The sequence below is a fragment of the Nocardia sp. NPDC049707 genome, from assembly GCF_040674855.1.
Lineage (GTDB): Bacteria > Actinomycetota > Actinomycetes > Mycobacteriales > Mycobacteriaceae > Nocardia.
The window spans coordinates 29,782-41,140 of record NZ_JBFANN010000011.1 but is presented as its reverse complement, the minus strand read 5'-3'; the positions used below and the strand labels follow the sequence as shown (position 1 = coordinate 41,140).

The following is an 11,359-nucleotide window of genomic DNA, read 5'->3' as shown; positions in this document are numbered from 1 at the left end:
TCGCACACGGCGGAGCCGAGCGCCGGCAAGGCGCAGTCGTGAGTGTGAGTTCGCTGCACGCCTCGGCCACACAGTTGCTCGAGGCGTGGCAGCCGACGGGGGTCGATGCCTCGCTGCGCGAGGCGATGCTGGCCTTTCTCGGATCCGCACCGCGTGGGTGTCTGCGCGAGCATGCACCCGGTCACATCACGGCCTCGGCCGTCGTCTTCTCACACGATGAGCGCGCGGTGCTGCTGACGCTGCATCCGCGGGTCGGCCGTTGGATCCAGCTCGGCGGGCACTGCGAGGAGGGTGACGAGACGGTGGCCGACGCCGCGCTGCGCGAGGCGACCGAGGAGTCCGGCATCACGGACCTGCGCATGGATCCGGAACTCTATGGCGCGCAGGCCCATCCGATCACCTGTTCGCTCGGTGTCCCGACCCGCCACCTCGATCTGCTGTTCCGCATCGTCGCCCCACCCGGCGCGGTCCCCATCCGCAGCCACGAATCCACTGACCTGCGGTGGTGGCCGGTCGACGCGCTGCCCGACAATGCCGACGTCCTGCTTCACTGATCGATCGAACCTCCATCGCCCCAGTTCACAGACGCTCGCTGAGCGCGCGATCGCCGCGTCATCCCCCATGGTGCGGCGATCGTCGTCTCGGGCGTACCGCAGTGCTGCGGTGTCTGATTCACCCTTTCCGCCAGACTTTACAAATTGATAAATTTGTCTAGACAGAAGACAAGTTGATCTCTAATGTCCACAGTAAGTGGTACTGCACATCACATGTGATGTGCCGCTTGGATGAGGAGACGACGATGTCCACGGAACCGTATGCGCCGGGTCGGCCTGCCGCCGCGACCGATTGGCGTGACCGCAAGCGCTACCTATGGCTGTGGGGGCTGTTCGCACCGACCGGCCTCTTCACCATCGGCTTGCCGCTGATCTGGGCATTCAACGAATTCGGCTGGCACAGGCTGGCCCAAGTCCCGTTCTGGCTGGGCCCGGTGCTGGTCTACGTAGTGATTCCGCTGGCCGATATCTTCTTCGGCCCGGACGGCGAAAATCCGCCCGACGAGGTGATGGAGTACCTGGAGAACGACAAGTACTACCGCTATCTCACCTACCTGTACCTGCCGTTCCAGTACGCGACGCTGGTCATGGGGTGCTATCTGATCACGGCGGACAACCTGAGCTGGCTCGGCATCGACGGCGGGCTGCACATTGTCGACAAGATCGGACTGGCCATCACCATCGGCATGATCGGCGGCATCGGCATCAATACCGCGCACGAACTCGGCCACAAGAAGGTCGATCTGGAGCGCTGGCTCTCGCGCATCGCCCTGGCTCAGTCGTGCTACGGACACTTCTATATCGAGCACAACCGTGGCCATCACGTGCGCGTCGCCACGCCCGAGGATCCCGCGAGTTCCCGGGTCGGCGAATCGTTCTGGGCCTTCTGGCCGCGCACGGTGTGGGGCAGCTTCATCTCTTCGTGGCGGCTGGAGAAGGTCCGGCTGGATCGGCTCGGTAAGAAGTTGTGGAGTCTGCGCAACGAGGTGCTCAGCGCCTGGCTGATGTCGGTGGCGCTGTACGCGGTGCTGCTCGCGGTGTTCGGAATCGGCCTGCTGCCCTACCTGATTCTGCAGGCGATCGTAGGCTTCAGCCTGCTGGAGGCGGTCAACTACCTCGAGCACTACGGCCTGATCCGCCAGCGCACCGCATCCGGTCGGTACGAGCGACCGGCCCCGGTGCACAGCTGGAACAGCGACCACATCGTCACCAATATCTTCCTGTACCACCTGCAACGGCACAGCGATCACCACGCGTACCCGACCCGCCGCTATCAGACGCTGCGCAGTTGGGACGGTGCGCCGAACCTGCCGAGCGGCTACGCCAGCATGATCCTGCTCGCCTACTTCCCGCCGCTGTGGCGGCACGTGATGGATAAGCGGGTGCTCGCGCATTACGGCGGCGATATCACCCGCGCGAATATCCATCCGGCCAAGCGGGACAAGGTGATCGCGCGCTACGGTACGGCCGGGTCGGAGGCGTGAGCATGAGCAGTTTTCGTTGTCCCGTCTGCGATTACGTCTACGACGAGCTGAAAGGCGCTCCGCACGAAGGGTTTCCGGCGGGCACCGGGTGGGAAAAGATACCCGACGACTGGTGTTGTCCCGACTGTGGCGTCCGCGAGAAGATCGACTTCGAACCGATGGGGGTTCCAACATGAGTGAAGCATCGCCCGAATACAAGTTGTTCCAATGCATTCAGTGTGGCTTCGAATACGACGAGGCGAAGGGCTGGCCGGATGACGGCATCGAGCCGGGCACCCGCTGGGATGACATCCCCGACGACTGGAGCTGTCCGGACTGTGGCGCCGCCAAAGCCGACTTTTACATGGTCGAGATCGAACGGTCGTGAATTTTGACTGCGGCAACCACCCGTGACAACCTCGCGGGTATGCCGCGCAACGGACCCGCGGCGCGAGCGACGGTCCCGGAGGAGGGAGCGGAGCATTACCACGGAGGGACCCGGGAGTGCCGCAAATCAGACCCAAGCTTTCCTATCAGGAGGCGGCGCGGGAACTGCTGCGCACCTCCGTCCTCGATTCGATGCGCGAGCTGCTCACCGAGCGGGACTGGTCCAAGATCACCCTCGGTGATGTGGCCACCCGCGCCGGTGTCAGCAGGCAGACCCTCTACAACGAATTCGGTTCGCGCGCCGGGCTCGCGCAGTCCTATGCGCTTCGCCTGGCCGACGATCTGGTCGATCATGTCGGCTCGGCTATCGACGGCAATATCGGCGACGCGCGGGCCGCATTCGACGAGGGGCTACGCGACTTCTTCCAGGCGGCCGCCGCCGACCCGCTGGTCCAGTCGCTGGTCGCCGGTGAGGTGAAGCTGGATCTGTTGCGGCTCATCACCCTTGATGCCGAGCCGTTGCTCGAACACGCGACCGCGCGGCTGTCCATCGCATTCCAGCACAGCTGGGTGCAGGCGACGGCGGCCGAATCCGATGTGCTGGCACAGGCTTTGGTGCGTATCGCGCTCAGCTACATCCCCACGCCGCCCGCGCCCGGCCGCAACGCGCCCGCGGAATTGAGTGCTGTTTTCAGCCCGTACGTCGAGGCAATTCTGGCCTCGCGCGAGCGGCACTGATTCCGCCACTGGGAAATTGACCGTTTGCGATGCGTTTGCCATGATCGCGGATACAGATGAAGGTGCTTGAAAACCAACCGCCAGGCATGTAACTGGCGACATCTTTCGGCGCCGAGCTGCTGTGTAACAGACGTAAGGTGTGCATGTATTCTCATGCGTCGGAGTCGCGTACTTACTGAGCGGGGCAAACGTGCGAGCGCTTGGCAAACCGGAGGGGTCGCCCGACCCCAAACGCCATCTGTGGGTCCTCGGCTTGATCGCTCCTGCGATCGCGTTGTTGCCATCGCAGTTGGTTTTACATACCGGCGCTCCGGTCTTCTGGTGGATCGGGCCGATCATCGTGTTGATCGTCATCCCCGTGCTGGATTGGATGGTCGGTGTGGACGGCACCAATCCGCGCGATGAGGATTACGAGTTGCTGTCCAACGATCGGTACTACCGGTGGTGCACCTATCTGTTCCTGCCGTTCCAATTGGCCGGCCTGATCGTCGCCAGCGCCATGTGGGCGGGTGACGAGCTGGCCGTAGTCGACAAGCTCGGGCTGGCAATGACTCTCGGGTTCGTCAGCGGTATCGGCATCAACGCGGCGCATGAACTCGGCCACCGGGTCGAACATCTGGAGCGCTGGTTGGCCAAGATTTCGCTGGCGCAGTCCGGCTACGGACACTTCTTCGTCGAGCACAACCGCGGCCATCATGCGCGCGTGGCGACGCCGGAAGATCCCGCCAGCGCCAGGGTGGGCGAATCACTCTGGGAGTTCTTACCGCGCAGCATTTCCGGCGGATACCGCTCCGCCATCCGGCTCGAAGGCGAGCGCCTTACCCGCAGGGGCAAACGCTGGTTCAGTGCGGACAACCACATCCTGCAGGCGTGGGCGATGAGCCTGGCGCTGTTCGGAACGCTGCTCGCGATCTTCGGCTGGCGCGCACTGCCGTATCTGGCGTTGCAGGCGGTGATCGGTGTCATGCTGCTGGAGACGGTGAACTACATCGAGCACTATGGACTGCTGCGCACACGCCAACCCAACGGCCGGTACGTGCGCTGCTCGCCGCGGGATAGCTGGAACAGTGACCATCTGGTCACCAATATCTTCCTGTTCCATCTGCAGCGGCACAGCGATCACCACGCGAATCCGGGGCGGCGGTACCAGACCCTGCGCAGTTCGATGCAGGCGCCGCAGCTGCCCGCCGGATACCTGTCCATGATCGTGTTCGCGGCCATTCCGCCGCTGTGGCGACACATCATGGATCATCGCGTACTGGCCCATTACGGCGGCGATATCACCCTCGCGAATATCCAGCCGCGTAAGCGGCGTCGGATCCTGATGTCCTACGGCGTGACCGCGTAGTCCGCCGAAGCACTCAGCGGTTAGCCTTAACCCGGTACTGACGAACCAGGAGAGGCTGATAGAGGCAGATGACGACCTCAGAACTTCCCGCAAGCACGTCCCTGACCACTGATGTCCGCAACGGCATCGAATACAAGGTAGCGGACCTGTCGCTGGCCGAATTCGGTCGCAAGGAGATCCGCCTCGCCGAGCACGAGATGCCCGGTCTGATGGCGCTGCGCCGCGAGTACGCGGAGGTGCTGCCGCTCAAGGGCGCGCGCATCTCCGGTTCGCTGCATATGACCATCCAGACCGCCGTGTTGATCGAGACGCTGACCGCGCTGGGCGCCGAGGTCCGCTGGGCCTCGTGCAACATCTTCTCCACCCAGGACCATGCCGCCGCGGCGGTCGTCGTCGGTCCGCATGGCACCGCGGACGAGCCCAAGGGCACCCCGGTCTTTGCCTGGAAGGGCGAGACCCTGGAGGAGTACTGGTGGGCCGCCGAACAGATGCTGACCTGGCCGGGCGAACCGGCGAATATGATCCTCGACGACGGCGGTGACGCCACCATGCTCGTGCTGCGCGGCGCGCAGTTCGAGAACGCGGGCCTGGTACCGCCGGAGGACGAAGACCACTCGGCCGAGTACAAGGTCTTCCTGAGCCTGCTGCGCAAGCGCTTCGAAACCGATAAGACCAAGTGGGGCGAGATCGCCGCATCGGTGCAGGGCGTCACCGAGGAGACCACGACCGGCGTGCTGCGGCTCTACCAGTTCGCCGCGGCGGGTGAGTTGGTGTTCCCGGCGATCAATGTCAACGACTCGGTCACCAAGTCCAAGTTCGACAACAAGTACGGCACCCGGCACTCGCTCATCGACGGAATCAACCGGGGCACCGACGTTTTGATCGGTGGCAAGAAGGTACTGATCTGCGGCTACGGTGACGTCGGCAAGGGCTGCGCGGAATCGCTCGCGGGACAGGGCGCCCGGGTGCAGGTCACCGAGATCGATCCGATCAACGCACTGCAGGCGCTGATGGACGGCTACGACGTCGTCACCGTCGAGCAGGCGATCGGCGAGGCCGATATCGTCATCACCGCGACCGGCAACAAGGACATCATCACCCTCGACCAGATGAAGGCGATGAAGGACCAGGCCATCCTCGGCAACATCGGTCACTTCGACAACGAGATCGATATGGCGGCGCTGGAGCATTCCGGCGCAACGAAATTGAACATCAAGCCGCAGGTCGACCTGTGGACGTTCAAGGAGTCCGGCAAGTCCATCATCGTGCTGTCCGAGGGACGGCTGCTGAATCTCGGCAATGCGACCGGACATCCGTCGTTCGTGATGTCGAATAGCTTCTCCAATCAGGTGATCGCGCAGATCGAACTGTGGACCAAGCCGGAGGAGTACGACAACGAGGTCTACCGCCTGCCCAAGTATCTGGACGAGAAGGTCGCGCGCATTCACGTCGAGGCGCTCGGCGGCACGCTGACCAAGCTCAGCAAGGATCAGGCCGAGTACATCGGCGTCGACGTCGACGGCCCGTACAAGCCCGAGCACTATCGCTACTGAGCCGCCACCGGTAGCGCCGAAAAGACGTGTGCCCCGTCGATCGAGCCCGGTCGGCGGGGCGCTGTCATTCGGTGTCGTTGCTTGGCGGTAGCCTGCTCACCATGGGTGTCTTGATTGCGGTCGAGGGCCTCGACGGTGCCGGGAAGCGGACGCTGATCCACGGCGTCATCGCGAACCTGCGCGCGCGGGGTCTGCGCGCGGAAACACTGGCGTTTCCGCGCTATGACCGGTCCATCCACGCGGATCTCGCGGCCGAGGCATTGCGGGGCGCCCATGGCGATCTCGCCGACTCGGTACACGGTATGGCGCTGATGTTCGCACTCGATCGGGCCGCGGCGCGCGATGACCTGTCGAAGTTGTTGGCCGACAACGACATCGTGATCCTGGACCGCTACGTGGCCTCCAATGCCGCGTATTCGGCTGCACGCCTGTATCAGTCTGCCGACGGCGAAATCGTACGTTGGGTGGGCGAATTGGAGTTCGGTCGATTCGAGTTGCCGCTGCCGACGCTGCAGCTGTTGCTGGACGTGCCGACCGATGTCGCGGCCGAGCGTGCCCGGCTGCGTGGCGAACTCGACGACAGTCGCGCGCTCGATGCCTACGAGCGCGACGGCGGACTACAGCGGCGCACCGGCGAGGTGTACCGTGAGCTGGCTGAACGGGACTGGTACGGGCCGTGGTCGAAATACCGATCCGGTGACGATCCTGCGACACTCACTACTCGTTTGGTCGAAATTACTGCCGGATAAGGTTGGATGTGCGGCGGGATTGCACCAGTGTTGGCGTGGCGGCCCGTTCCGAGCGCGAGAGATGACAACATAGTACTTATGAAGCCGAAGATTCTGGTCGTCGACGACGATATGGCACTCGCTGAGATGCTGACGATCGTCTTGCGCGGGGAAGGGTTCGACCCGCATGTGGTCGGCGACGGCACGCAGGCACTAGCGGCGGTTCGGGAGATCCGTCCCGATCTGGTGCTGCTCGACCTGATGCTGCCGGGCATGAACGGTATCGACGTATGCCGGGTGCTGCGGGCCGACTCCGGGGTTCCGATCGTGATGCTCACGGCGAAGACCGATACGGTCGACGTCGTGCTCGGTTTGGAGTCCGGCGCCGACGATTACATCGTCAAACCCTTCAAGCCGAAGGAACTCGTCGCCCGCGTGCGTGCGCGCCTGCGCCGCACCGAGGAAGAGCCCGCCGAACTGCTCTCCATCGCCGATATCGTCATCGATGTGCCCGCGCACAAGGTGACCCGCGGCGGTGCGCAGATCTCGCTGACGCCGCTGGAGTTCGATCTGCTCGTCGCGCTGGCCCGCAAACCGCGCCAGGTCTTCACCCGTGAAGTGCTGCTCGAGCAGGTCTGGGGCTACCGGCACGCGGCCGACACCCGCCTGGTGAACGTGCACGTGCAGCGGCTGCGCGCGAAGGTCGAGAAGGATCCCGAGAATCCGGAGATCGTGCTGACCGTCCGCGGTGTGGGCTACAAGGCCGGACCCCCGTGATCGGAGGCGATTCGGATCGTTCGACCGCCTCGCCCGGTGTGGTGCAGCGTCTCGAACGATCCTTCGCGCCGGTTGTCGCTTGGCTCAAAGAGGTCGGCAGCGCACTCGGCCATGTTTGGCGGCGTTCGCTGCAATTGCGCGTCATCGTGTCCACGCTCACCCTGTCGCTGATCGTCATCACGATCCTCGGCGTGGTGCTGACCAGTCAGATCACCGATCGATTGATCGACGCGAAGATCAACGGCGCGGTCGAGGAGATGGATCGCGCCCGCAATACGGTGGAGAGCCAGCTCGCCGGTGTACACGATATCGGCACCCAGCAGCAGCGGCTGATCGATGCCCGCAATGCGCTGTCCAGCCGCGGCGGGACCGGCCAATCCACCGGTGCCGCAGGCAGTTTCGACTCGGCGCTGAGCCTGGTCGGCGGTACTCCGGTCGGACCGATCCAGGAGGTACCCGAGGAACTGCGTCGCTTCGTCGCACGCAACCAGGTCAGCTACCAGTTCGCCACGGTTGCGGATCCGGATGGTTATCACGGCCGGGCGCTGATCATCGGCAGCCCGAGCGCGGAGATACCGACGCTGCAGATCTATTTGATCTTCCCGCTGGCCAATGAGGAGCGCAGCCTGTCGCTGATGCGCGGCACGATGATGATCGGCGGCGTCGTGCTGCTGGTGTTGTTGGCCGCGATCAGCGCACTGGTCACCCGGCAGGTGGTGCTCCCGATCCGCTCGGCCGCACGGATCGCGGCCCGCTTCGCCGACGGTAGGCTCAGGGAACGCATGCTGGTGCGCGGCGAGGACGATATGGCGCGGCTGGCCCAGGCCTTCAACGAGATGGCCGAAAGTCTGTCCAACCAGATCAACGAGTTGGCGGAGTTCGGAAATCTGCAGCGCCGTTTCACCTCCGATGTCAGCCACGAACTGCGCACCCCGCTGACCACTGTCCGCATGGCCGCCGACCTGATCCATGGCAGCAGCGACGATCTCGATCCGGCGCTGGCCCGCAGCTCCGAATTGCTGGTCACCGAACTCGACCGCTTCGAGGGGCTGCTCAATGACCTGCTCGAGATCAGCCGCCACGATGCCGGTGTGGCCGAACTACAGGTCGAATCGCTCGACGTGCGGATGTGCGCGCGGGCGGCGATCTCGACCGTGCGGCATCTGGCCAGGGAATCCGGTGTCGAGGTGGTCATCGATATGCCGGATGACCCGGTGGTCGCCGAGGTCGATCCGCGACGGGTGGAGCGGGTGCTGCGCAATCTGCTGGCAAACGCGATCGACCACAGCGAGGGCAAGCCGGTGCTGATTCGGATGCGCGGCGATATGCAGGCCAATGCGGTCGCGGTCATCGTGCGCGATCAGGGTGTCGGCCTGCGGCCCGGTGAGGAGAAGTTGGTCTTCAATCGGTTCTGGCGTTCGGACCCGTCCCGGATGCGGCGCTCCGGCGGCACCGGACTCGGTCTGTCGATCAGTGTCGAGGACGCCAATCTGCACGAGGGCAAGCTGGAGGCATGGGGCGAGATCGGTGTCGGCGCGAGCTTCCGGCTGCTACTGCCGCTGGTGCGCGGCAAGAAGATGGGCGCGAGCCCGCTGCCGCTGGAACCGGTGCAGCGCAAATCCTTGCCCGCGCCGCGGGTCGAGCCGGAACCGGCCGAGGGTCCGGGCATCGACGAGACGGAAACCGAAGCGACAGTCACGGAGTTGCCGATGATCCGCGTCGAGACGAACGGTGGTGCAGCTGCTCGAGGCGGAACCGATGCGGTCGCCCAGGATTCGGCGGACAACGACGCGATTGCTGACGATTCGAACGGCGGCGCTTCGACCAATGGCACGGGACCAGAGCCCGATGAAGCCGAATCCACCGAATCGAAGCAGGCCGGGCACAGCGTGCCGGGCGACGGTGGGGACGTACAGTCATGAGGATGCGTAGCTGGTATCCGAGGCGCAAATCGCTGCGGCCGTCCGCGCTGGGCGCCGCTGCCGTGGCGGCGCTGGTCGTACTCACCGGATGCGCGAACCTGCCGGATTCCTCCGCACCGCAGGCACTCGGCACCATCAATCGCGAGCCCACCTCCGAGGGGCCGCCGCCGCCCATCGCCGGTCGTGACCCGGACCTGTTGCTGCGCGATTTCCTGCAGGCCACCGCCGATCCGGCCAATAGCCACATCGCCGCTCGGCAGTACATGACACAGTCGGCGGCGTCGCAGTGGGACGACGCGGCGGGCACGCTGATCGTGGACAAGGCCGATACCCTGCGCGAATCACGCTCGGGCGATAAGGCGACCTATGTGATCCGCGCGCACAAGGTCGGCGAGCTCGCCGCCGACGGTGCCTATCGGGCCATCGACGCGCCTCTGGAAAACAAGATCGAAATGACCAAGGTCGACGGCGAGTGGCGCATCGATCAGCTGCCCGACGGCGTGGTGATGGAGCAAACCGCCTTCGCCAAGTCCTACCGCCGCTACGTCCTGTACTTCGTCGACCCGACCGGCACCACCGTCGTCCCGGATCTGCGCTGGATTTCAGTGGCCAAGAACCAGCTGACCCAGCGCTTGCTCAGCCTGCTGGCCGAGGGCACCCAGCCCGCGCTCGCCCCGGTCGTGCGCAATGAACTCGCACCTCCGGTGACCTTGCGTGGCCCGATCACCAAGCCGAACAACGACCCAATCGACGTCGGTGTCGGGCTCGGCGGCGTCCGCATCGATTTCGCGGGTGCCTCGGGGCTGTCCCCACGCGATAAAGAACTACTTGCCGGACAGGTGGTGCTGACGCTCGCGGGGGCGGAAATCCTTGGCCCGTACATGCTGCTCGCCGACGGTAAACCGCTCGATGAGCGCTTCGCCGCCAACGGCTGGTCGGTCGCCGATGTCGAACAGCTGAGCCCAGCTGTCCACGCGCGCAACCGGATCGGGCTGCACGCGCTGCGCAACGGCTCGCTGGTGCAGGTCACCGAAACCGGGATGATCACCCCGCCGGGCTACTTCGGCACGGTGAACAATCTGCAGTCGGCCGCGCTGTCCTCGGACGGTCAGTTGGTCGCCGCGGTCGCCGATGCCGGACGGGCGCCACCGGAGCTGCCGCGCACACTGCTGGTCGGCAGCTACGGCGGCAACGCCATCCCTGTCGACGAGGGTTCGACCATCAGCCGACCGTCCTGGAGTGCCGATGGCACCGCCGCCTGGGCCGTGATCGATGGCGAACGGGTCATCCGCGCGGTCAACGATCGCGCCACCGGAATCGTGTCGAAGCAGGAAGTGGATATTTCGGCGCTGATGGCCTCGGCGCAAGGGGCGGCGCCGCGGCTGCCGATTACCGAATTGCGGGTCTCGAGCACCGGTGTGCGTGCGGCGCTCATCGCCGATGGCAAGGTTTATGTGGCGGTAGTCGAACGACATCCGGACGGCAAGTACGCGCTCACCTCGCCGGTGCAACTAGCGCTCACCCTCAGCACACGGGCGGTGTCGTTGAGCTGGCTCACCGCGGAAACCATCGTCATCGCCAGGGAGGGCAATGTCGATCCACTGACGATTGTTTCGATCGACGGATCACAGCCGACTCCGCAGATCAGCCAGAATCTGACCGCGCCCGTCCGGGTGGTCAGTGCCTCGCCGGAAGCCGAGTACGTGGGAGATTCGCGTGCGGTACTCCAGCTCCAGTACAGCGATCAGACCACCGACCGCTTCTGGCGCGAGGTGCCCGGTCTGAACGGCGACAATTCGGTCCCGGTGCTCCCCGGCTGATCGTCGGCACCGAAACGAATACTGCGACACCGATATCCGCGAATCTGTCGGTGGCTGGGCGCAGACTCG

11 protein-coding genes are annotated in these 11,359 nt (G+C 64.7%); all 11 read left to right on the top strand.

The features are described from left to right. Window positions 1-38: 38 nt before the first annotated feature. The 11 genes from AB0J29_RS13020 to lpqB all read left to right on the top strand — a co-directional run bounded on the left by AB0J29_RS13020 (window position 39) and on the right by lpqB (window position 11,290). Complete coding sequence (locus tag AB0J29_RS13020; protein ID WP_364783971.1) at window positions 39-554, top strand: NUDIX domain-containing protein; 516 nt, start codon at window positions 39-41, stop codon at window positions 552-554. 245 nt (window positions 555-799) lie between these two features. Beyond that, a complete protein-coding gene (locus AB0J29_RS13015; RefSeq protein WP_364783968.1) occupies window positions 800-2,038 on the top strand; it encodes an alkane 1-monooxygenase in 1,239 nt (412 codons plus the stop codon). Window positions 2,039-2,040: 2 nt separating this feature from the next. Then, on the top strand, window positions 2,041-2,214 hold the full coding sequence (locus tag AB0J29_RS13010; protein ID WP_364783965.1) for a rubredoxin: 174 nt from the start codon (window positions 2,041-2,043) through the stop codon (window positions 2,212-2,214). Further along, on the top strand, window positions 2,211-2,405 hold the full coding sequence (locus tag AB0J29_RS13005) for a rubredoxin (RefSeq protein ID WP_364783962.1): 195 nt from the start codon (window positions 2,211-2,213) through the stop codon (window positions 2,403-2,405). The genes AB0J29_RS13010 and AB0J29_RS13005 overlap by 4 nt, the downstream gene beginning before the upstream one ends. A 116-nt stretch (window positions 2,406-2,521) precedes the next feature. Further along, window positions 2,522-3,142 carry a TetR family transcriptional regulator gene (locus tag AB0J29_RS13000; RefSeq protein WP_364783959.1) on the top strand — a complete coding sequence of 207 codons (621 nt, stop codon included), beginning with the start codon at window positions 2,522-2,524 and terminating at the stop codon, window positions 3,140-3,142. A 277-nt stretch (window positions 3,143-3,419) separates the two neighbouring features. After that, on the top strand, window positions 3,420-4,490 hold the full coding sequence (locus AB0J29_RS12995; protein ID WP_364783956.1) for an alkane 1-monooxygenase: 1,071 nt from the start codon (window positions 3,420-3,422) through the stop codon (window positions 4,488-4,490). A gap of 68 nt (window positions 4,491-4,558) precedes the next feature. After that, window positions 4,559-6,043 carry an adenosylhomocysteinase gene (ahcY, locus tag AB0J29_RS12990; protein ID WP_364783953.1) on the top strand — a complete coding sequence of 495 codons (1,485 nt, stop codon included), beginning with the start codon at window positions 4,559-4,561 and terminating at the stop codon, window positions 6,041-6,043. Window positions 6,044-6,144: 101 nt separating this feature from the next. Continuing rightward, window positions 6,145-6,792 (top strand): dTMP kinase, encoded by a 648-nt coding sequence (locus AB0J29_RS12985; RefSeq protein WP_364783950.1) that lies wholly within the window; start codon window positions 6,145-6,147, stop codon window positions 6,790-6,792. A gap of 69 nt (window positions 6,793-6,861) precedes the next feature. Further along, complete coding sequence (gene mtrA, locus AB0J29_RS12980; RefSeq protein ID WP_174555219.1) at window positions 6,862-7,548, top strand: MtrAB system response regulator MtrA; 687 nt, start codon at window positions 6,862-6,864, stop codon at window positions 7,546-7,548. 38 nt (window positions 7,549-7,586) lie between these two features. Continuing rightward, on the top strand, window positions 7,587-9,470 hold the full coding sequence (gene mtrB, locus AB0J29_RS12975; RefSeq protein WP_364784303.1) for an MtrAB system histidine kinase MtrB: 1,884 nt from the start codon (window positions 7,587-7,589) through the stop codon (window positions 9,468-9,470). Window positions 9,471-9,472: 2 nt separating this feature from the next. Then, window positions 9,473-11,290, top strand: a complete 1,818-nt coding sequence (gene lpqB / locus AB0J29_RS12970; RefSeq protein WP_364783947.1) for an MtrAB system accessory lipoprotein LpqB — start codon at window positions 9,473-9,475, stop codon at window positions 11,288-11,290. Window positions 11,291-11,359 lie beyond the last annotated feature (69 nt).